Origin of the sequence: Lysobacter yangpyeongensis, assembly GCF_042655745.1 — a bacterium.
GTDB classification, from domain to species: Bacteria; Pseudomonadota; Gammaproteobacteria; order Xanthomonadales; family Xanthomonadaceae; genus Agrilutibacter; species Agrilutibacter yangpyeongensis.
In genome coordinates, this window is record NZ_JBHSNM010000001.1 from 817,178 (window position 1) to 838,885 (window position 21,708).

Annotated in this window: 19 protein-coding genes; 6 read left to right on the forward strand and 13 right to left on the reverse strand. The window is 66.9% G+C overall.

Annotated elements, in window-relative coordinates; all coding sequences use genetic code 11:
* Positions 1-15 precede the first annotated feature (15 nt).
* Complete coding sequence (locus tag ACFPN1_RS03365) at positions 16-1,200, reverse strand: glycosyltransferase family 4 protein (protein WP_386752982.1); 1,185 nt, start codon at positions 1,198-1,200, stop codon at positions 16-18.
* Between the two features lie 165 nt (positions 1,201-1,365).
* A complete protein-coding gene (locus ACFPN1_RS03370; RefSeq protein WP_386752984.1) occupies positions 1,366-2,550 on the reverse strand; it encodes a right-handed parallel beta-helix repeat-containing protein in 1,185 nt (394 codons plus the stop codon).
* A 12-nt stretch (positions 2,551-2,562) separates the two neighbouring features.
* Here ACFPN1_RS03370 and ACFPN1_RS03375 point away from each other — a divergent pair, with 12 nt between their 5' ends.
* Entirely contained in the window at positions 2,563-2,862 is a 300-nt protein-coding gene (locus ACFPN1_RS03375; protein ID WP_386752986.1) for a hypothetical protein, read from the forward strand.
* Between the two features lie 9 nt (positions 2,863-2,871).
* Here the strand turns inward: ACFPN1_RS03375 and ACFPN1_RS03380 are convergent, their stop codons facing one another.
* Together ACFPN1_RS03380 and ACFPN1_RS03385 are read right to left on the reverse strand one after the other, a co-directional pair.
* Positions 2,872-4,056 (reverse strand): right-handed parallel beta-helix repeat-containing protein, encoded by a 1,185-nt coding sequence (locus ACFPN1_RS03380; protein WP_386752988.1) that lies wholly within the window; start codon positions 4,054-4,056, stop codon positions 2,872-2,874.
* A gap of 432 nt (positions 4,057-4,488) precedes the next feature.
* On the reverse strand, positions 4,489-5,553 hold the full coding sequence (locus ACFPN1_RS03385) for a BON domain-containing protein (protein WP_386752990.1): 1,065 nt from the start codon (positions 5,551-5,553) through the stop codon (positions 4,489-4,491).
* Positions 5,554-5,972: 419 nt separating this feature from the next.
* Here ACFPN1_RS03385 and ACFPN1_RS03390 point away from each other — a divergent pair, with 419 nt between their 5' ends.
* Positions 5,973-6,245, forward strand: a complete 273-nt coding sequence (locus tag ACFPN1_RS03390) for a KGG domain-containing protein (RefSeq protein WP_386752992.1) — start codon at positions 5,973-5,975, stop codon at positions 6,243-6,245.
* A gap of 3 nt (positions 6,246-6,248) precedes the next feature.
* On the opposite strand, the gene ligD is transcribed toward ACFPN1_RS03390, so the two are convergent.
* The 8 genes from ligD to ACFPN1_RS03430 form a co-directional block, all read right to left on the reverse strand.
* A complete protein-coding gene (gene ligD, locus ACFPN1_RS03395; protein ID WP_386752994.1) occupies positions 6,249-8,747 on the reverse strand; it encodes a DNA ligase D in 2,499 nt (832 codons plus the stop codon).
* 62 nt (positions 8,748-8,809) lie between these two features.
* Positions 8,810-9,991: an MFS transporter gene (locus ACFPN1_RS03400; RefSeq protein WP_386752996.1), complete on the reverse strand. Its 1,182-nt coding sequence runs from the start codon at positions 9,989-9,991 to the stop codon at positions 8,810-8,812.
* A 1-nt stretch (position 9,992) separates the two neighbouring features.
* Complete coding sequence (locus ACFPN1_RS03405; RefSeq protein WP_386752998.1) at positions 9,993-10,322, reverse strand: DUF190 domain-containing protein; 330 nt, start codon at positions 10,320-10,322, stop codon at positions 9,993-9,995.
* Complete coding sequence (gene crcB / locus ACFPN1_RS03410) at positions 10,322-10,711, reverse strand: fluoride efflux transporter CrcB (RefSeq protein WP_386753000.1); 390 nt, start codon at positions 10,709-10,711, stop codon at positions 10,322-10,324. Before crcB ends, ACFPN1_RS03405 begins: the two co-directional genes overlap by 1 nt.
* A 57-nt stretch (positions 10,712-10,768) precedes the next feature.
* Entirely contained in the window at positions 10,769-12,124 is a 1,356-nt protein-coding gene (locus tag ACFPN1_RS03415; RefSeq protein WP_386753002.1) for a replication-associated recombination protein A, read from the reverse strand.
* A gap of 86 nt (positions 12,125-12,210) precedes the next feature.
* Positions 12,211-12,846, reverse strand: coding sequence for an outer membrane lipoprotein periplasmic chaperone LolA (gene lolA / locus ACFPN1_RS03420; RefSeq protein WP_386753004.1), 636 nt, complete (start codon positions 12,844-12,846; stop codon positions 12,211-12,213).
* Between the two features lie 92 nt (positions 12,847-12,938).
* On the reverse strand, positions 12,939-13,091 hold the full coding sequence (locus tag ACFPN1_RS03425) for a hypothetical protein (RefSeq protein ID WP_386753006.1): 153 nt from the start codon (positions 13,089-13,091) through the stop codon (positions 12,939-12,941).
* 15 nt (positions 13,092-13,106) lie between these two features.
* On the reverse strand, positions 13,107-15,476 hold the full coding sequence (locus ACFPN1_RS03430; RefSeq protein ID WP_386753008.1) for a DNA translocase FtsK: 2,370 nt from the start codon (positions 15,474-15,476) through the stop codon (positions 13,107-13,109).
* A gap of 391 nt (positions 15,477-15,867) precedes the next feature.
* Between ACFPN1_RS03430 and trxB the strand changes: the two genes are divergently transcribed.
* The 4 genes from trxB to infA all read left to right on the forward strand — a co-directional run bounded on the left by trxB (position 15,868) and on the right by infA (position 19,190).
* The gene (gene trxB / locus ACFPN1_RS03435; RefSeq protein WP_386753010.1) at positions 15,868-16,821 is read left to right on the forward strand and encodes a thioredoxin-disulfide reductase; all 954 of its coding nucleotides are present in this window, start codon (positions 15,868-15,870) and stop codon (positions 16,819-16,821) included.
* A gap of 128 nt (positions 16,822-16,949) precedes the next feature.
* A complete protein-coding gene (locus ACFPN1_RS03440; RefSeq protein WP_386753012.1) occupies positions 16,950-18,071 on the forward strand; it encodes a GNAT family N-acetyltransferase in 1,122 nt (373 codons plus the stop codon).
* 44 nt (positions 18,072-18,115) lie between these two features.
* Positions 18,116-18,859, forward strand: a complete 744-nt coding sequence (gene aat / locus ACFPN1_RS03445; RefSeq protein ID WP_386754019.1) for a leucyl/phenylalanyl-tRNA--protein transferase — start codon at positions 18,116-18,118, stop codon at positions 18,857-18,859.
* 112 nt (positions 18,860-18,971) lie between these two features.
* On the forward strand, positions 18,972-19,190 hold the full coding sequence (infA, locus tag ACFPN1_RS03450; RefSeq protein WP_031372296.1) for a translation initiation factor IF-1: 219 nt from the start codon (positions 18,972-18,974) through the stop codon (positions 19,188-19,190).
* A 182-nt stretch (positions 19,191-19,372) separates the two neighbouring features.
* Here the strand turns inward: infA and clpA are convergent, their stop codons facing one another.
* Positions 19,373-21,655, reverse strand: coding sequence for an ATP-dependent Clp protease ATP-binding subunit ClpA (gene clpA / locus ACFPN1_RS03455; protein WP_386753014.1), 2,283 nt, complete (start codon positions 21,653-21,655; stop codon positions 19,373-19,375).
* Positions 21,656-21,708: the final 53 nt, after the last annotated feature.

The window sequence follows — 21,708 nt, forward strand, 5'->3', positions numbered from 1 at the left end:
TCCTCGCGTCGACATTCAGGCCGCCCGGCGCGCCGCTTCCTGGCGCTGGCCCAGGCGCCATTCCGAACCGGCCAGCAACTCGCGATAGACCTCGAGCGTGCGGTGGATCACCAGCCGCTCGTCGAATTCGTTGAGCGCGCGATTGCGCGCCTCTTCGCCGAGACGCCGCAGCAGTTCGCGATCATCGTCGAGCCGCAGCAGCAGTTCGGCCAGCGACGCGGCATCGCGCGGTTCGGCGTGCAGGCCGTCGATGCCGTGCCGGGTGACGACTTCGCGACATCCGGGCAGGTTGGTCGTCACCAGCGCGAGCCCGCACGCCGCGCCCTCGATCAGGCTCTTCGGTACGCCTTCGCGGTAGTAGCTCGGCAATGCCATCACGTCGACCGAGCGCAGCAGTTCGGGCATGTCCTCGACATGGCCCAGCCACGTCACCAGGCCCTCACGCACCCACTGCTCGACCTGCTGCGCGTCGACGGAACGCGGATTGCCCGGATCGGGCGCACCGGCCAGCAGGAACTCCATGTTCCGGCCGCGCGAACGCACCAGCGCAGCGGCATCGACGTATTCCTGCACGCCCTTCTCCCAGAGCAGCCGCGCCGCCAGCAGGATGCGCAGGGGCCGGTCCGAACGTCGCTCGCCCGGTTGTGGCGCGAAACGCGAGGTGTCGACGCCGGAGCTGCGGATGAGCCGGATGTGGCTCTGCGGCACCAGGCGCGAACTCACGAACGTCGCGGCGTCGTCGGGGTTCTGCAGCACCAGCCGCGAGTTGGACCCTCCCAACGCACCGCGCATGAGAACCTTCACCACCGGGCGCAGGGCACGCGCCAGCAGCGCGTCGCTCGTGAAGACGTAGCCAAGCCCGGCAACGGCATTGACCACCGCCGGCACCCGCGAGATCCGCGCGGCGATCGCGCCGTAGACCGCGCACTTCACGGTGAAGTTGTGCAGCAGATCGGGACGCTCGTCGCTGAGCACGCGCACCATGTGGCGCAGCGTGGTGACCTCGCGCGCCGGATTGAGGCTGGCGCGCTCCATCGGCAACGTGAGCCAACGGATGCCGTGTTCAGCAAACCGTTCGCCGAAGGGCCCGGGCGGCGACAGCATCACGACTTCGGCGCCCTGCTCCTTCAGGTGAAGCGCAGTGGAAAGACGGAAGTTGTAGAGGTACCAGTCCGTATTGGCGAAGAACATGAACTTCATGTCGATCCTGCGTCATCCTTTCGTGTCGAACGAATGGACGCATTATCCGAAGCGCAAGTGAAGGCGATCTCACGCTGGATCGCTTCTGTTCACCGTACTGGTCAACAAGCAGGAAGCCGGACGCCGCCGTTCAGGCCACGTCCGGCTTGCGATCTGCCGCGCCGCTCAGAGCGCGTAGTAGTTGGCGCCCACCTTGATGCCGTAGCAGTCGGACTCGACTTCTAGCTGCCAGGACGACTTCATGCTGCCACTGCTCCCGGTTCCCGTGATCGTCGTCAGCGACCCGGTCGACGATTTCACGCCGAAGTACAGCGTCTTGTTGTTGCGGAAGGTATTGGAGCTGATCTGGTAGTAGCGCGTGGCATCGCGCGCGGACACGCCATAGAGCCGGTTGTGGTAGATCCTGCAGTTCACGACGTAACCCGTGTTGGCGCGCAGCATCAGGACACCGAAGCCCTTGTTGTATTCGATGGTGCAGGCCTTGACGACGACGTCCCGCACGGTCTTGTACACCTGCACGCCATTGCCGGCGTTGTGGTGGATCCAGCAGTTCTCGATGCGGACGGTGTCCGTCAACGACGTGCCGAAGGGATCGGGCTCGATGTCGATGCCGCAACCTGGCTTGATGCCCGAGGTGTAGCTGAACTCCGAGTCGTAGACCTTGACGTTGCGGCAGCGACCGATGGTCATGCCCTGGCGGCGGTTGCCGGTCGAGACGATGTTGGCGACCGCGATGTTCTCGCTCAGCACCGTGGTGGTGCCGTTAGCCGCGCCAATGGAAATGCCATCGCCCCAGCCCTTCGACAGGCGGATGTCGCGCACCGTGACGCGGGTGCAACCACGGATGCCGATGCAATGGCCCCACTGGCCCATCGTGCCGAGGTGACGGTCGCGCTCGCCGACGATCTGCCCGCCGGAAATCTCCACGTCGTGGACCTTGTATGCATTGATCACGTAATAGCGGCTGGCGGAGGTCGCCTTGGCGAGCAGCTTCGCGCCGGGGTCCAGCTGCAGGTGCGTGTAACTGCGCAGGCGGATGGTGCGGGTGACGTCGATCAGGTAGGTGCCCGCCGGAACGAAGACGGTACCGCCCGAGGACGGAAGCGAGTCGATGGCCCGCTGTATGCCGGTGGTGTCGTCGTGCGCGCCGTCGCCCACGGCGCCGTAGTTGCGGACGTTGCGGACGGTGCTGCCGTGCTTGCGCACCGGCGGAGCGTAGACGGAGGCCAGGGCCGGCAACGCCGTGGTGCCCAGGGCGAGCGAAGCAGCCGCAGCGGAAGACTTCTTCAGGAACTGGCGGCGCGCCGCGTCGTTCGCGTGCACGGCGTGCACGTGTTCGTTGTCGAGCATCGGGTTTCCCTCATGCCGGCCGCCATCGGCGTCTGGTTGTTCCCTGGCGGCGTTGTTCTTCGAAAGGCCGTTCGTCCGGTCGCGGCCGGCAGGGAATGTAGAGGATGCGTGAAAGATTTCCGCCCGGATGTCCGCTTCTGTGAAGCGCATCAACAACGAAAAAACTTGAATGCGGAAAGCGCGCGCTTGCGAGGTTGCAGCGAAATGCAAATTTTCTGTTATCTGCGCGATCGGCGTCGCGCGAATAAAGCGACGGCCGGAGATTTCCCTCCGGCCGCCGCGCCCCATCCCTTCCCTGGAAACTTCAAATAGTGGCTGCAGCTACAGCGCGTAATAGTTCTTGCCGACCACCATGTCGTAGCAATCCGACGTGACCTCCAGCTGCCACGAGCTCTTCATCGTTCCCGACGTGCCGGTGCCGGCAATAGTGGTCAGCGCACCCAGCGACTCCCGGATGCCGTAGTAGAGCGTCTTGTTGTTGCGGAACGTGTTGGCGCTGATCTGCACGCCGTGCGTCGCGCTGCGTGCCGACACGCCGTACAGGCGGTTGTGCATGAACTTGTTGCTGACCACGTAGCCGGAGTCGGCGTTCAGCAGCAGCACGCCATAACCATGGTTGTACTCGATCGTGCAGGCCTTGATGACCGTATTGAGCACGGTCTTGTAGACCTGGATGCCGTTGCCGTCGTTGTGGTGGATCCAGCAGTTCTCCACGCGCACGCCGCTGGTGCTCGCGGTGCTGTCCGGATCGGGCTCGATGTCGATGCCACAGCCGGGCTTGATGCCGCTGGTGTAGCTGAACTCGGAGTCGTAGATCTTCACGCCGCGCGAGCGACCGATGGTGAGGGCCTGGCGACGGTTTCCGGTAGACACGATATTGGTCACCACGACATCCTGGCTCGGAATCGTGCCGGTGGTGGCCGCGGCGCCTCCGATCGAGAGGCCATCGCCCCAGCAGTTCGACAGGCGGATGTCGCGCACCGTGACGCGATTGGAGCCGCGCACCATGATCGCGTGGCCCCATTCGCCCGACGTCGCCATGTGCTTGTCGCGCTCGCCGACGATCTGGCCGCCGGAGATCTCGACATCGCTCACCTTGTAGACGTTGAGCACGTAGGCGCGATCGGCGGCGTTGGGAATCGCCACCAGCTTTGCGGCGGGATCCAGCTGCAGGTGCATCAGACTGCGCAGCCGCAGGTTCTTGACCGCGTTGATCATGTAGGTGCCGGCCGGCACGAAGACGGTGCCGCCGGTCGCCGGCAGCGCATTGATCGCGGTCTGGATCGCGGCGGTATCGTCGTGCACGCCGTCGCCGACGGCGCCGTAGTTGCGCACGTCCAGCACGGCGGTTCCGCGTGCCCGCGTCGGCGCGACGTAGGCCGCAAGCGCGGGCAGCGCGGTGGTGCCCAGTGCCAGCGAGGCTGCGGCGATCGACGACTTCTTCAGGAAATCGCGACGCGCCATGCCCGGCGCGCGCGCGTTGCGCACGTGTTCGTGGAAGCTCATGGAATTCCCCCTTGGCGCCGGCCGTCGCGGCATCCGTTTACATGACGGCTGGATCGAGCCCGGACAGCGCCGGGTTCAGAGGGAATGTATAGATGCCGTGAAGGAAATCAGCGGTGTCCTTACGGTTCTGTGAGGCCAATCAATCAAAGGCCCGTGAACCATTCATCGACACGAAATTGAATGGGAAAAACGCCTGCTCGGGGCGCGCTTTCCAGTGTGTTTTTTGCTTTCCTTCCGTTCAGTCGCGCAAATGCAACGGATGAGTCCTCGCTCATCCGCTGCTGCGTCGTGATGGTTGTCCGGCGCGCGTCCCACTGCCCTCCTCTCTCCCGGCCGGACCACGTGCCGGGAGAGAGGGTTTGCGATATCAGGCTTGCGCCGTTCGATATCGCCTGCTGCAGACAGTGTCGCGCAAGGCCGGTCGAAGTCGCGTCAATGCGGAGTGGTGCCGCCGGTGCTGCTGGCGCTGGACGGCGATGTGGTGCGCGTGGTCGAGGAACGTTCCGTGCCCTGACCGAGGTTGCCGCCGAGCGAGTTCACCTGGATGCGGTTGTCGACTTCCTTGACGCCGATGCACGCATCCGCGATGTCCTCGGCACGGTGCTTCATCCAGCGCTGGCCGACGGCGCCTTCCAGCGTCACCCGGCCGTCGGTGACGCGCACGGTGATATCGCTGGCGTCGAGATCATCGTCGTCGGTCAGTCGTTCGTTGATGTCTTCGGCCAGGCGCTCGTCGGAGCGGCGGTAGTTCTTCGGGCCTACACCGCGGTAGGCGCCGGCGCCATAGCCGCCGTAACCGTACTGGCCCGGTGCGGTGCCGTAGCGTCCGCTGCTGCTGCTTCCGTATTGCTGCGAGCTCAGTTCGCGGCCGCCGTAGCCGGACATTTCGCCTTCGTCGAGGTAGCTCTGGTTGCCGTACAGCGAATTGCGTCCGCCCGAACCCGCGCTTTCGCCGCCATGGATGCCGGCAGTCCCCTGTCCGTAACGCGCGCGGTTCTCCTGCATGCGCGACTGCTGACGGGTGTAGCCCGAGCCTTCCCCGTAGCCCAGATTGCGCCCGTAACCGCCGTATTCGGCTCCGAACGCACCTTGCGCCCCGTAGCCTTGCCGGCCGCGATAGTAGTCACCGGTATTCGCCTGGCCGTATTCGCGCTGTCCGCCGTACTGCGAACCGTATGGCCGGCCCTGGCGACCCTGGCCGTAGTCCTGCTCGGCCTGTCCGTAGGCGCCGTAGCGTTCCGGTCCACCCTCGTAGTCCCAGTTGCCGCGGTCTTCGTCCCAGCCCGCGCCGCGTTCACCGAACTGCGTACCGCCGTAGTAGTCGCCACGGCTGCGGTTGATGCCCGACGACTGCGGGTAACGGCCCTGTCCATACCGGCCGCCGTATTCCTGCTCGCTGCGGGCGTGCGTCGTGCCGCGCAGGTTGCTGCCTTCCTGGCCGTATTCCCGGCCGCCCGCCTGGTAGTCGCGGTGGCCTTCGTCGTTCCGATGGTTCATGTCCTCTCTCCTCTCGTTAAGCCAATCGCGACCCGCTTGCACGCATCGCTCGCCGAAGCGCACTACTTCCTGCGCCATCTCTTTCAGTTCATGCCCGATATTGGAGTCACGCATCCGGAACCCTCCCTTGGCGTCAGTGGATGACATCGCCTGCGGAAAGCCGGCTGACCGCAGGCCAACCGATTCCGCGCGAAGCATGGAATCGGCTGCGTTATGCGCGCGTGCTGCGGACGCGATGGCGAAGGAAAGGCACGGCGTTTGCCGGACGTTCCCGACCTGCGGCGAGTGGCGTCGCGGCCGGTGTCGTCACCGCTCCTATGCGTGGCGCTTCCTACTCTCGTGCCAGCCGAACAACCGGGCACCGCACCGTGACGCTTCCCGCAGCGCCTGCCTCAGGACTCCACGACGGGAGAACCGACATGACCCACCGCGAACCCACCTCCCACCGCGGCCGCGGTTTCGCATCGATGGATGCGGAACGGCAGCGCGCCATTGCCAGCGCCGGCGGACGCGCCGCGCATCGCAGCGGCAACGCGCACGAATTCAGTTCGGAAGAAGCGCGCGCGGCCGGGCGCCGCGGCGGCCTGGCGCGTTCGGCCAGCCGCCAGTCCGCGCAGGTGCTGCAACTCGCCGACGGTCAGGGCGTCGTGCATGTTCAGGACGCCGCGCCGCCGCAGGCAACGCACCACTGAGCCTCACACCGGCAGGGGCGGAGCGCTGGCAATCGCCGCTGCGGTTTCCTCGGGTATCGCGCGCCCGGCGGCGTTGCGGATGCCGTAATGGTCCGGGCGGCGGATGCGTGCGAGTTCATCCCAGGTGACCAGCATCGCCGCGGGTGCGCCGGCACGCGCACGCAGCGACCACGCCGCGACGCTGGTGGCGCCGCGCGCGTTGCGCAGCCAGTCGATGAAGATCCGGCCTTGGCGTCGCGCCTTGCTCATCGTTGCCACGAAGCGATCGGGTTCCGCCTCGGCCACGCCGGTGGCGAAGTGGTCGCAGAAGCGGCGCACGGCCTCCCAGTCCGCGGTGGGCGCGAGCGGCACGACCACATGCACGCCCTTGCCGCCGGACAGGCGCGCGTACGAGGGCAGTCCCTGTTCCGCCAGTCGATCGCGCAGGTCGCGCGCGGCGCGGCGGATCTCCTTCCACGCGATGGACGGATCCGGATCGAGATCGAACACCATGCGATCCGGCAGTTCCAACTGCGCCACGCGCGAACCCCACGGATGGAATTCGATGGCGTTCATCTGTACCAGGTTCATCAATCCGGGCAGGTCTTCCACGTAGAAGTACTCGGCGAAGTCGCCGTCGGCCTCGCGCACCTTGATTCGCTTCACCGAACGTCCGAAACCGCTGCCGGCGTGCTTCTGGAAGAATCGCTGGCCGGTGATGCCGTCCGGACACCGCACGATCGAGAGCAGTCGCCCGCCGATCTCCGTCAGCAGGCGCTCGCCGACTTCGAGGTAGTAGTCGTAGACCTGTTGCTTGGTCGCGCCGATGTCGGGATAGACGATGCGCGACGGACTGGTGAGCGCAGGCAGGGGTTCGGGCTGTTCGAGATCCGGCGCCGGCGAGCGATCCTCGCGTAGCCGCGAGAACGATGCCTGCCGCAGGAGTCCTTCCTTGCCCCAGCCGCGAAAGATCACTTCGACCACGCGCTCCGGTTTGACCCAGTGGACCTTGCCTGCCGGCAAGGGCGTGTGCCGCGGCAATGCCACCACCGGCTCCGACGTTTCCAGCGCACGCAGTATCCCGGGAAGCTCCGCCAGCATCGCATCGCTCAATCCCGAACCGACGCGACCGGCATACACGAGCTTGCCGTCGCGCGGCTGCGCCAGCAGCAACGCCCCGATGCCCTTGCGACTGCCCTTGGGTTGCGTGTAGCCGACCACGACGAACTCGCGCGTGTCCTGCGCCTTGATCTTCAGCCACGCATTGCCGCGACCGCTGCGATACGGCGAATCCGCGCGCTTGCTGATGATGCCTTCCATGCCCCGGCTGCAAGCGACCCGGAAAACTTCGTCGCCATGACCGGCGACATGGTCGCTGTAGAACAGCCGCGGGTCGGCGCCCTTCAGCAACTCGCGCAGCAAGGCCTTGCGCGCCTGCAGTTCGACGCTGGTGAGATCGATGCCGCCCAGGCGCAACAGGTCGAAGACGGCCAGGCGCAACTGGGCGGTTTCGCCGCTCTTGAGCGCCGCCTGCAATGCGTTGAAATCGCTGTAGCCGGTCGCGTTCACGGCGATCAGTTCGCTGTCGAACTGTGCTTCGAAATCCAGCGCCGACAGCGCAGTGACGATCTCGGGCACGCGATCTGCCCAGGGCAAGCCGTTGCGCGACCACAGTCGCGGCCCTGTGCGCCCACCGGCTGCGGCGATCAGGCGATAGCCGTCCCACTTCCACTCGTGCAGCCATTCCTCGCCCGCGGGAACCGTCTTCGATGCGGTCGTGAGCATCGGGGCGATGAAGTCGAGCCTGCCCGCGCGGCGTGCGCCGGGCAGTGCGCTGGCGCCGTCGATCAGGCGGCGGTGCATCGCGGAGCTGCGCGCGGAAGTCTTTGCGGTTCGGGTGGTCTTTGCGGCGTTGGTCTTCGCGGCGCTTGTGGTTCGCCGGGCTCGCGCAGCTTCGTTCGCGCCGGCGCCGTCGTTCTGCCTGCGTCCGCGCGCCGCTGCCCGCGGCACGCCTTCGAGCAGGTCGTCGGCTTCGAAATCGCCGGCAAACCCGTCGCTGCGCTTGAACAGCAGCCATTGCGGCTTGCCGCCGCGCTCGCCGGTGCGCACCAGTTTCCAGGCGCCCTTCAGCCGCGATCCCTTCAACACGAAGTCGAGGCTGCCGCGCCCGATTGCGTCCGCCGGATCGCCGTCCGTCGTCCACGTGCCTTCGTCGTATACGGCGACATGGCCGGCGCCGTAATGCCCCTCGGGAATCGTGCCTTCGAAGGACGCGTAGGACAGCGGGTGATCCTCCACTTCCACCGCCAGCCGCTTCTCGCCCGGCCGGAACGACGGCCCTTTCGGCACCGCCCAGCTGCGCAGCACGCCATCGACTTCGAGGCGAAAGTCGTAATGGCGGGCACGCGCATGATGCAACTGCACGACGAAACTGCGCGCCTTGGTCCGATGACGCGCGACCATTCCGCGCGGCTCCGGGGTTTCGCGAAAACGGCGCTTGCGCTGGTACTCCTGCAGACTCATCCGCGGTCCCGCATGGTCACTCCCGCGCACCTTCACCCACGAGCCGTTGGCCGGCGGTGAATTCAATCCCTGGCGCGCGGCAACCAGACGATCAGCAGGAAGGACGCGAACAGCGCGCAGCCGGCGCCGAAGGCGAACGCGGCGAGCACCGAGAAGGACTCCCACAGCGCGCCGAAGAACAGCGACGCGGGCAGCAGGGCCACGCCCAGCGTGAGGTGGTACCAGCCGAATGCAGCACCCAGTTGCCCGCGCGGGACGAGGTCGGCGACGAGCGCCTTCTCCGCGCCTTCGGTGGCGGCGATGAACAGGCCGTAGGCGACGAACGCAACCCACACGCCCCAGGCGCGCAGTCCGCTCCAGCCCAGCAACAGGTAGATCGCGGCATAGGCGATCCAGCCACCGATGATCAGGCGGCGACGCCCCAGGCGATCCGACAACGCCGACAGCGGCGTGAGGAAGACGGCGGCGACGGCCGACATCGTCGCCCACAGCAGCGGGATCTGCGCCTGCGGCACGCCGAGCTCGCGTGCCCGCATGAGCAGGAACAGGTTCGACGAATTGCCCAGCATGAAGAGGCCGAGGATCGCCAGGTAGCGGCGGAACGCCGGCGGGAATTCGCCCAGGCGCCAGTTGAAGCGCGGCGTCTGCACCGATGTCTCCGCGTCGGGTTCGCGCAATCGCAGCGTGGCGAAGAACACCAGCAGCGCGGGAATCGCCGCGCACCAGAACACCGTGCGCAACTCCAGCCCGCCCCCCAGCAACGCGGCGGCAACCAAGGGTCCCAGCACCGCGCCGGCATTGTCCATTGCACGATGCAATCCGAAGGCGAGGCCGCGTTGTCCCGGTTCGACGCTGCGCGCCAGCAACGCGTCGCGCGGTGAACTGCGCAACCCCTTGCCGACGCGGTCCGCAAGCCGGCACAGCAGCACGAACCACCATCCCGTCGCGGCGGCGATCAGCGAACGCGCGAGTCCCGCGATGCCATAGCCGCCGACGACGAAGGGTTTCGCGCGTCGCGTGCGGTCCGACCATATGCCGGAAGCGAGCTTGAGCAGGCTGCTGGCGGCTTCGGCGAGCCCTTCGATCAGGCCAAGCACGCGTGGTCCGGCACCGAGCATGCCGGCGAGGAACAAGGGCAACAGCGGGTAGACCATCTCGCTGGCCGCGTCGTTCATCAGGCTGATGAAGCCGAGCAGCCAGACACTGCGCGGCAAGGCACGCAGCGCTGCGCCGGGCCGGCGCACGTCAGGACTCCCGACTACCGGTCGTGCCGCAGGTCGCCGGAAGCAGGTAGTAGAAGAGCGACAGGCCCTCGGCCGACACGCGGTCGATCAGGCGCTGCGCGTCCTCGCGGCTGGCGACAAAGACGACCTCCAGCGGCAGTTGCCCAGCCAGCTCGAAGAAGTGCGCCTCGTGGCGCACGCCATGGCGCCCGTAGCCCGCGATGGCGCGGAACGCTGACCCGCCATGCAGACCCAGTGCCTTCGCTTCGTCGAGCAACCAGTCGTAGACCAGCCGCTCGTGGATGCGCTGCGCTTCGAGCACGAAGAACTTCAGGTAGACGCATTCGGTCATCACGCACCTCCGCGGAACAGGCGCACTGTCCACATGCCCAGCATCGTCGCCGCAAGCGAGCCTGCCAGGTGCATGCCCACGTGCGCCGCAACCCAGCCGAACTGCTGGCGTTGCAGCAGGGTCACGGCCTCGGCTGAAAACGTGGAGAACGTGGTGAGTGCGCCGAGGAAACCGGTGACGATCAGCAGACGGGTTTCCGGCGACACGCCCGGATTCACGGCGAACCAGGCCAGCGCGAGCCCGATGAGGTAGCCGCCGCCGATATTGGCCACGAGCGTGCCGATCGGAACCGCGGGAAACAGGGGATTCAGCCACAGGCCCAGACCCCAGCGCGCCCATGCACCCAGCACTGCGCCGACGCCCACTGCGATGAATGCCTGCCAGTTCATGCGTTCGATGATGCCATGCGGACGTTGTGGCACGCAGGGCTCAATGCAGCGAGCAACTCACGGGTTCCCTTCGCGCGCACGTTCGCGTGCCTCGCGCAGGGCGTCGAGCTTTTCCTTCAGGCGGATTTCCAGTCCCCGCTCGACGGGGCGGTAGTAGACGCGTTCGCCCATGGCATCCGGGAAGCCGGTCTGGCCCAGGGCGATGCCCCCTTCGACATCGTGGTCGTACTGGTAGCCCTTGCCGTAGCCGAGCTGCTTCATCAGTTTCGTCGGCGCATTGCGGATGTGCATCGGCACTTCCAGCGTTCCGTATTCGCCCACGTCCGCGCGCGCCGCGTTGAACGCCGCGTAGCCTGCGTTCGACTTCGCGGTCGTGGCCAGGTAGAGGGTGAGCTGCGCCAGCGCGAGGTCGCCTTCGGGGCTGCCGAGCCGGTCGTAGGTGTCCCAGGCTTCGATCGCCATCTGCAACGCGCGCGGATCGGCGAGGCCGATGTCCTCGACCGCCATTCGCGTGAGCCGGCGCGCCAGGTAGCTCGGATCGACGCCGCCGTCGAGCATGCGCGCCAGCCAGTACAGCGCGGCATCCGGGTTCGAACTGCGCACGCACTTGTGCAGCGCGGAGATCTGGTCGTAGAACTGCTCGCCGCCCTTGTCGAAGCGGCGCGTGCGGTCGGCGAGCACCTGCTGGAGCGTGGCTTCGGTGATCGCACCGCCCTCGCCCGCCAGGTCGGCGGCGATCTCGAGGAAGGTCAGCGCACGTCGCACGTCGCCATCCGCTGCGGTGGCGATCAGGTGCAGCAGGTCATCGTCGATCTGCAGGTGGCGATCGCCCAGGCCGCGTTCGGTATCGAGCAACGCGCGCCGGAGGGCGACGGCGATGTCGTCGGCCGAGACGGCTTCCATCACGTGGACGCGGCAACGCGAGAGCAGTGCCGAATTCAGTTCGAAGGACGGATTCTCGGTGGTCGCACCGACGAAGATGATCGTGCCGCGCTCGATGTGTGGCAGGAAGGCGTCCTGCTGCACCTTGTTGAAGCGGTGCACCTCGTCGACGAACAGCACGGTGCGCCGTCCCGCGGCGAAACGCTGGGCGGCCTCGGCGAGGACTTCGCGCACCTGCGGCAGGCCGGACAACACGGCCGAAATCGCCTGGAATTCCGCTTCTGCGTATTGGGCCAGCAGCAGCGCGAGCGTCGTCTTGCCGCAACCGGGCGGACCCCACAGCACCATCGAATGCACGTGACCCGCTTCGATGCCCTTGCGCAGCGCGGTGTTGGGCGCGAGCAGGCGGCGCTGGCCGACCATCTCGTCGAGCGTGCGCGGACGCATCCGCTCGGCGAGCGGGCGCAGGTGGTCCTGGTCGGGAGCCAGGAGATCGGGCGTGCGTTCTTCGCGAGGACTGCGGCGTGACATGCAGCCATTGTAGGGCGGGCCCCGGCCCGCCGCCCCTCACGTCACGTTCGCCGCCGGACTGGCCCGCAGAAACGAAGCGGTACCAGCTACTCGCCGCCGATGACATCCACGCCCTTGGGCGGCGTGTAGCGGAACGTGCTCGACGGGAACGGCGGGTTGCGCCGCCAGCCGCTGAAGTTGATTTCGGTGCGCTGGCCGAGCGCATCGATGACCTGCATCTTCACCAGTCCGTTCGTGCCGAACCCGAGCCGCGCAGTGCGGAAGTTCGCATCGGCGGCGTTACCCTTGGGCGTCAGCACCAGCCACTCGAGGCCTTCGGCGGCGCCCTCTTCCTTCACCACGAACTGCGCGTCCAGCTTGCCGGGATCGATCAGCGCCGACAGCGGACTGTTCTGTTCTTCCGCGCCCTGGGGGCGCCGGGTGACCTGCTCCAGATCCGGGTCGTAGACCCACACCGTCGTGCCGTCGGCGACGATGAGCTGCGGATACGGCTTCATGTACTCCCAGCGGAACAACCGCGGCGCCGACAGCGCGACCTTGCCGCTGGAGCTCTCCTTCAACTTGCCCTTCTGGTCGAACACCTGCTGCGAGAACTGGCCATCGAGCCCCTTCAGGCCCTTGGTGAAGGCCGCCAGGTCATCGCGCGCGCCCGCGAAGGCCGCCGCCGGAAGCAATGAAGCAGCCAGGGCAGCTGCCCAGGCGAATTTGACGATGCGGGTCATGGGGAACTCCGGGAAATGCGAGGCGGCCAGTCTGACCGCGAAAAACTGAACAAGCCTGCGATGGCCGGGTGGGGGCGCGTCGTCGGTTCAGGCTATCGGACGGCACCGTCGAGAAAACCGGCGACGAACTCGCGCACGTGCGGTGCGGCCATCCACGTGGCCGCGAGTGCGACCAGCAGCCACGCGGCGCGCGGCAACTTCGCGATGTACCGGAGCGCCGAGCGCCGCAGCGAACCGTGATCCATGCCTGCCTCTCCTGGTTATTTCGGCGGCGGTGGCGCCAGCACGCTGCGGTCGCCGTTGTGTTCCGGCGGCGTCACCACACCGGCCGCTTCCATCGCCTCGATCAGGCGCGCGGCGCGGTTGTAGCCGATCTTCAGGCGACGCTGCACGCCGGAAATCGAAGCGCGCCGGGTCTCGGTCACGATCCGCACGGCTTCGTCGTAGAGCGGGTCGGATTCGTCGCCCGCACCGCCGCCGCTTTCCGGCAGACCGGTCGCGCCGACGACCACGCCCTCGCCCAGGGTCTGCACTTCGTCGAGCACGCCCTCGATGTAGTCCGGCGTGCCACTGACCTGCTTGAGGTGTTCGACGACGCGATGCACTTCCTCGTCGCTGACGAAGGCGCCGTGCACGCGTTCGGGCAGCGCCGTGCCGGGCGGGAGGTACAGCATGTCGCCGTGGCCGAGCAGCGTCTCCGCGCCGGACTGGTCGAGGATGGTGCGCGAGTCGATCTTGCTCGACACCTGGAACGCGATGCGCGTGGGGATATTGGCCTTGATCAGGCCGGTGATGACGTCCACCGACGGACGCTGCGTGGCCAGGATCAGGTGGATGCCGGCGGCGCGCGCCTTCTGCGCGAGTCGGGCGATCAGCTCTTCGACCTTCTTGCCGACGATCATCATCATGTCGGCGAATTCGTCGATGAAGACGACGATGAAGGGCAAGGTTTCCAGCGTGCGCGGTGCCTCGCCCAGTTCCGGGTTCGGCTTGAACAGCGGATCGAGCATCGGCTGGCCTGCGTCGATCGCGTCCTTCACCTTCTTGTTGAAACCGGCGAGGTTGCGCACGCCGACGGCCGACATCAGCTTGTAGCGCCGCTCCATTTCGGCCACGCACCAGCGCAGGCCATTGGCGGCTTCCTTCATGTCGGTGACGACCGGCGCCAGCAGGTGCGGGATGCCCTGGTAGACGCTGAGCTCCAGCATCTTCGGGTCGATCATCAGCATCCGGACGTCCTTCGCGGAGGCCTTGTACAGCAGCGACAGCACCATCGCGTTGACCGCGACGGACTTGCCCGAACCGGTGGTGCCCGCCACCAGCAGGTGCGGCATGCGCGCCAGGTCGGCCACCGTCGGGCGGCCGGCGATGTCCTTGCCCAGCGCCAGCGTGAGCGGGCTCGCGGACTTGTCGTATTCCTTCGAACGCAGCAGCTCGGAGAGGAAGATCATCTCGCGCGTGGTGTTCGGCGTTTCCAGGCCGATCACCGACTTGCCCGGTATCACGTCGACCACGCGCACCGACTTCACCGACAGGCCGCGGGCGATGTCCTTGTCCAGCGAGCTGATCTGGCTGACCTTCACGCCGGGGGCAGGCTCGAGTTCGAAGCGCGTGATCACCGGGCCGGGATAGGCTCCGACGACCTGCGCATCGATGCGGAAGTCCTTGAGCTTGAATTCGATCTGGCGCGACAGCGTTTCCAGCGTCTGCTCGTCGTAGCCCTTGGGCTGCGGCTTGGGATCGTCGAGCAACGCCAACGGCGGAATGCCCGTGCCGTCGCCGGTGTGGAACAGCGGGATCTGCGTCTCGCGCTTGGCGCGGTCGCTCTTTTCCACGACCGGCGCCGGCGGCGGTTCGATCTTCACCGGCGCACGGCGGGCGCGAAGTTCGGTATCGACCTTGCGGGCTTCCTCGCGCTCCTCGCGGAACGCGCGCGTCTGCTGCCATTCGGTCGCCTGCTGGCTGCCGCGCCGGAACACGTTACGCAGGAACGGACCCGTCGCAAGCGTCCAGGCGCCCAGCTTGTCCATGACCGTCAGCCACGACAGCCCGGTCGCCAGCGTCACCGACACCAGCAGCAACGCGAAGGTGAAGAGGTTCGCGCCCATCGGGCCGAACCCCTTGTGCAGCGAATTGCCGACCAGCCGGCCGAGAATGCCGCCCGACCCCGCGGGGAAGTAGTCCGGCGCGGCAACCCGCAGATATAGCAGGCCGGTCGCCGACACGAGGAAGCCGACAATGCCGACCAGGCGCAAGGCCGGCCCCAGATCGGCGTCGCCATCGCCATCCGCATCCATGCCGAACAGGGCGATCCAGGCAATGAAGCCGAGCATGATCGGCAACAGGAACGCCACGTAGCCGGTCAGCAGGAGCAGACCGTCGGCAATCATCGCGCCGACGCGGCCACCTACGTTGTGCAGCGGCGCGGTGATGTTGCCCGAATGCGTGAATCCCGGATCGGTGGACGAATAGGTAAACAGACTCGCCATCAGGTACAGCAGCAGCGGCGCGATCAGGATCAGGGCGATATCGCGCATGAGCCGCTGCCGGCGCGGCGACGGCGCTGCGCGCTCTCTGCCGGCGGTTTCCGCCTTGGCCTTCTTGCGGGTTGCTGCCGGGGCTTGCGCCACTGTGAGGTTCTGCCTGAGCTAGATTCTGTTAGTTGTTGAAGATACGGGAAAAAACGGGGTCATGGAACAAGTAGGTGGTCTTGGACGGCCCCGGGCGGCATCGAGCATAGCGAGGAAACGCGAGGCAGCGGGACGGGCGCGGCAGCTTCCGGTCCCGCCAGCGGTCGCCGGCGCATTGCGCACAGCACCGCGCGCCGACGCACCGCGACCCAAGGCATTGATGCCAGGCCATTGATGCATGTCCACCCGCAACGCTGCAGTGCACCGGATTCGCCTTGTAATGCCGCGAAGCGGCCGCCACTCTATGGGCCCACCGTCGGTCGCGATGTCCCGACCAACTCCCTACCTTGCCGCCCGGCGCCCTGCCCGCGCGCCCAACCGCTCAATGCCCATGACCCCATCGAAACACTCCCGCCTGATCATCCTCGGCTCCGGTCCCGCCGGCTGGACCGCCGCCGTCTACGCCGCGCGCGCCAACCTCAGGCCGGTGGTGATCACCGGCCTGCAGATGGGCGGCCAGCTGATGACGACGACTGAAGTCGACAACTGGCCGGGCGACGCGCACGGCCTGATGGGGCCGGACCTGATGGCGCGCATGCAGGCCCATGCCGAGCGCTTCGATACCGAAGTCGTCTTCGACCACATCCACACCGCCGACCTCTCGCGTCGCCCGTTCAAGCTCAAGGGCGACAACGGCGAGTACACCTGCGATGCCCTCATCATCGCCACCGGTGCCACCGCCAAGTACCTGGGGCTGGCGTCGGAGGAAGAATTCAAGGGCCGCGGCGTGTCCGCCTGCGCCACCTGCGACGGCTTCTTCTACAAGGATCAGGATGTCGCCGTGATCGGCGGCGGCAATACCGCAGTCGAGGAAGCGCTGTACCTGTCCAACATCGCCCGCAAGGTCTACCTGGTGCACCGCCGCGACACCCTGCGCGCGGAGAAGATCATGCAGGACAAGCTGCAGGCGAAGATCCAGGCCGGCAAGATCGAACCGGTCTGGCACCACGTCGTCGACGAAGTGCTGGGCAACGATGCCGGAGTCACCGGCGTGCGGGTGAAATCCGTCCAGGACGGCTCGACGCGCGAACTGCCGATCCACGGCCTGTTCGTCGCCATCGGCCACACGCCGAACACCACGTTGTTCGAGGGCCAGCTGGACATGAAGAACGGCTACATCACGATCCGTACCGGCCTGGCCGGCGAAGCCACCGCGACCAACATCCCCGGCGTCTTCGCCGCGGGCGACGTGGCCGACCAGGTCTATCGCCAGGCGATCACGTCCGCGGGTTTCGGGTGCATGGCGGCACTCGACGCAGAGAAGTTCCTCGACAAGAGCGAGTAGGCCCGTTCAGCCGATTCCCGCGGGAATCGGCGCCCTTCCGTCTGGTGGCTGGCGGAAGCGCCGCCATGGCCGCTGCAGCGGGCGAAGCGTGCAAGCGCCCTCGCCCGCACCATTGATACCCTGCCCGCATGGCGACTCCGCGCATCGTCGGCTCCCTGCCGGACGTTCCTGCAGCGCAGTGGGACGCGCTGCATGACGGCTCCAACCCGTTCGTGACGCACGCGTTCCTGTCGGGTCTGGAAGCCCACGGCTGCCTGCGCGAAGAATGGGGCTGGACACCTCACCACCTCACGCTGTGGGATGCGGACCGCCTGGTCGCCGCGGCGCCGGGCTACATCAAGAGCAATTCCCACGGCGAATTCGTGTTCGACCATGCCTGGGCGCATGCCTACGCGCACCACGGCCTGGAGTACTTCCCGAAGTGGCTGTGCGCGGTTCCCTACTCGCCCGTCACCGGGCCGCGCCTGCTCGCGATGGACGACTCGCGCCGCGCGGCCTTGCTGCAGGCGATGAAGGCGCTTTGCGAGGAACGGCACTTTTCCTCGGCTCACATCAATTTCCATTCCGAGCCGGAAGCCACGTTCGGGCCGGACTGGATCGCGCGGACCGACGTGCAGTACCACTGGCGCAACGCCGGGGACTGGCGCGACTTCGACGCCTTCCTCGCGGCGTTCGACCACAAGCATCGCAAGAACATCCGCCAGGAGCGCGCCCGGGTCGCGCGCGAGGGCGTGCGCTGCCGGCTCGTGCATGGCGACGAGGCGAGCGATGCCGACCTCGCGGCGATGCATGCCTTCTACCGGCGGACCTTCGCCGAATACGGCAACCATCCGGCGCTGACGCTGCCGTTCCTGCGCCATCTCGCCGCCACGATGCCGCGCGCGCTGGTGCTGATGTTCGCCGAGCGCGACGACAGGCCCATCGCCGGCGCGCTCTGCCTGCGCGGTCGCGACACTTTGTACGGCCGCTACTGGGGCGCGGGGGAACACGTGCCCGGGCTCCACTTCGAACTCTGCTACTACCAGGGCATCGAATACTGCCTGCGCGAAGGCCTCACGCATTTCGAACCGGGCGCCCAGGGCGAACACAAGCTCGCGCGCGGGTTCCTGCCGACCTTCGTGCACAGCCGGCACTGGATCGCCCATCCGGTCTTCCGCGACGCACTGCGGCTGTGGGCCCGGGAGGAAACGGCGTCCGTGCAGCGCTATGCCGCGACCCTGGCCGCGCACTCGCCTTTCCGCCACGCCTGATCGGGTCTCGCGCGAAGGCGCCGGACTGGGCCATGATCGACGCGATGTCGATCCGATTGCCCTCGCTTTCGCCGGACCCGGACGCCCCGTTTCCGCCCGGGCAATCGGCCCTGCGTCATCCCGACGGCCTGCTCGCCATGGGCGGCGACCTGGCCCCGCAACGGCTGCTCAATGCCTATCGGGCGGGCATCTTTCCCTGGTACTCGGACGATCAGCCGATCCTGTGGTGGTGTCCGGATCCGCGCACCGTATTCCGCAGCGATGGCGTGCGCCTGTCATCGCGCTTCCGGCGGTGGCTGCGGCGTTGCGACTGGGTCGTGCGCGCGGACACCGCCTTCGACGAGGTGATCGCCGCCTGCGCCACGACACCGCGCGCCGGGCAGCACGGTACCTGGATCACCGGGGCGATGATCGAGGCCTATCGGGAACTGCATCGCCTGGGATACGCGCATTCCATCGAGGTCTTCGACGCGGGCCGGCTGGTAGGCGGGCTCTACGGCGTTTCGATCGGAAGGATGTTCTTCGGCGAGAGCATGTTCAGCGCGCGCTCGGGCGGCTCGAAGGTCGCGCTGTCCGCCCTTGCCCACCGCGTGCGCGAATGGGGATGGCCGCTGCTGGACGCCCAGGTCGAGAACGACCACCTGCTGTCGCTGGGTGCGGAATCGTGGCCGCGGTCCCGTTTCCTGGAGGCGGTGAGCCGTCTGACGGCCGAGCCGGACGCGGCAGGCAGCTGGAGCGGACGCTTCGGCGCGTTGCGCGCGGCCGAGCTCGCCCCGGCCCGCAGCTGACCAAGGGGCGGATGAACCGGGGGCGTCGCGCCATCGCCCCCGCATTTGTGGCAGAATGCGCGGCTTCGCGAGCGCGTCGGCGCCCATTCCAACAGCGACAACCGGAAACTTCATGGCAAAAGACGATGTGATCGAATTCGAGGGCACGGTGGCGGAAACCCTTCCGAACACCATGTTCCGCGTGCGCCTCGAGAACGGCCACGAGATCATCGCCCACATCTCCGGCCGCATGCGCAAGAACTACATCCGCATCCTGACCGGCGACAAGGTGAAGGTCGAAATGACCCCGTACGACCTGACCAAGGGTCGCATCACCTATCGCATGAAGTAACGCGAGATCCGGATGAACGAAGGCGGCCGACGGCCGCCTTCGGCGTTTCTGCACTGGAACTGTGCGCCACGGTGCCCGTCGTCGGTCCGAGGTCGGACTCTCCGCTTCACCGCGAAACCGTCACGAACAAGAAGAAGGCGGCCATTGGCCGCCTTCTCTTTTTTTCGCCCGCGTCGCGGCGATTACACGGTGACGGGCAGCAGCTTCTCCGGCTCGGGCTGCGCTTCGACCACCAGTTCGTCGTCGCGGACGTCGACGGTGACCCGACCGCCGCCGACCAGCTTGCCGAACAGCAGTTCGTCCGCCAGCGGCCGCTTGATCTTGTCCTGGATCACGCGCGCCATCGGGCGGGCGCCCATCAGCGGATCGAAGCCGTGCTGGGCGAGCCAGTCGCGCGCGCTCGGCGTGGCCGACAGCGTCACGTTCTTCTCGTGCAGCTGGGTCTCCAGCTCGATCAGGAACTTGTCCACCACGCGCAGGATGTGCTCGAAGCCCAGCGCCTGGAACTGCACCACCGCGTCCAGGCGGTTGCGGAACTCCGGGCTGAAGGCGCGGCGGATCACTTCCATCGCGTCGGTCGAGTGGTCCTGCTTGGTGAAGCCGATCGAACGCCGCGAGGCCTGCGCCGCGCCGGCATTGGTGGTCATCACCAGCACCACGTTCTTGAAGTTGGCTTCGCGACCGTTGGTGTCGGTGAGGATGCCGCGGTCCATGACCTGCAACAGGATGTTGAAGATGTCCGGATGCGCCTTCTCCACCTCGTCGAGCAGCAGCACGCAGTGCGGCGTCTTGACGATCTTCTCGGTCAGCAGGCCGCCCTGGTCGAAACCGACGTAGCCCGGGGGCGCGCCGATCAGGCGGCTCACCGAGTGCGGCTCCATGTACTCGGACATGTCGAAGCGGACCAGCTCGATGCCCAGCTGCAGCGCGAGCTGCTTGGTGACCTCGGTCTTGCCCACGCCGGTCGGACCGGCGAACAGGAAATTGCCGATCGGCTTGTCCGGATTGCCCAGGCCCGAGCGCGCGAGCTTGATCGCCGAGGTCAGCGTCTCGATCGCCGGATCCTGGCCGAAGATCACCATCTTCAGGTTGCGCTCGAGGTTCTTCAGCACGTCCTTGTCCGACGCACTGACCTGCTTGGTCGGGATGCGCGCCATCTTGGCGACGATGGTCTCGATTTCCTCGGTGTCGATCAGGGTCTTGCGCTGGTCGTCCGGCAGCAGGCGCTGGCGCGCGCCGGCCTCGTCGATCACGTCGATCGCCTTGTCCGGCAGCAGGCGGTCGCCCAGGTGCTTGACCGACAGGTCGACCGCCGCCTGCAGCGCCTCGTCGGCGTAGGTCACGCCGTGGTGCTGTTCGTACTTGGGCTTGAGGCCCTGGAGGATTTCCACGGTCTCGCCCACCGTCGGCTCGACGATGTCGATCTTCTGGAAGCGGCGGGCCAGCGCGCGGTCCTTCTCGAAGATGCCGCGGTATTCCTGGAACGTGGTCGAGCCGATGCAGCGCAGCTCGCCCGATGCCAGCGCGGGCTTGATCAGGTTGGACGCATCCATGGTGCCGCCCGAGGCGGAACCCGCGCCGATGATCGTGTGGATCTCGTCGATGAAGAGGATGGTGTCCGGCAGCTTCTTCAGCTGCGCCAGCACCGCCTTGAGCCGCTTCTCGAAATCGCCGCGGTACTTGGTGCCGGCGACGAGCGCGCCCAGGTCGAGCGAGTAGATCGTCGCGTCGGCCAGCACTTCCGGCACGTCGCCGTCGACGATGCGCTTGGCCAGGCCTTCCGCAATCGCGGTCTTGCCCACGCCGGCTTCACCGACGTAGAGCGGATTGTTCTTGCGGCGGCGGCACAGGACCTGGATGGTGCGCTCGACTTCGTTCACGCGTCCCACCAGCGGGTCAATCCGGCCTTCGCGGGCGAGCTGGTTGAGATTCACCGCGAACTCGGCCAGCGCATCGCCCTTGACGTCGCCCTCGCCGCCCTCGCCCTGGCGCGATTCGCCATCGTCCTGATGCTGCGACGATTCCTCGCCGCCGTGCTTGGCAATGCCATGCGAGAGATAGTTGACGACGTCCAGGCGCGCGATGTCCTGCTGGTTCAGGAAATAGACCGCGTGGGAATCCTTCTCGCCAAAAATCGCCACCAGCACGTTGGCACCGGTGACTTCCTTCTTGCCCGAGGACTGCACGTGGTAGACCGCACGCTGCAGCACGCGCTGGAAGCCGAGTGTGGGCTGGGTGTCGCGGCCGTCATCGTCGGCCAGCTTGGCCACCGAAGTGGAGATGGCCTGTTCGAGGTCGGTGCGCAGCCGCGCGAAATCCGCGTGGCAGGCCTTCAGCACGGCTTCGGCCGACGGGTTGTCGAGCAGTGCCAGCAGCAGGTGCTCGACCGTCATGAACTCGTGGCGCGCCTCGCGGGCGCGCTTGTAGCACTGGCCGATGCTGTATTCGAGATCCTTGCTGAACATGGGGCGATAGCCTCCGGAAAACTTTGCCGAAAATCTTGCTGCAACCCTATCTG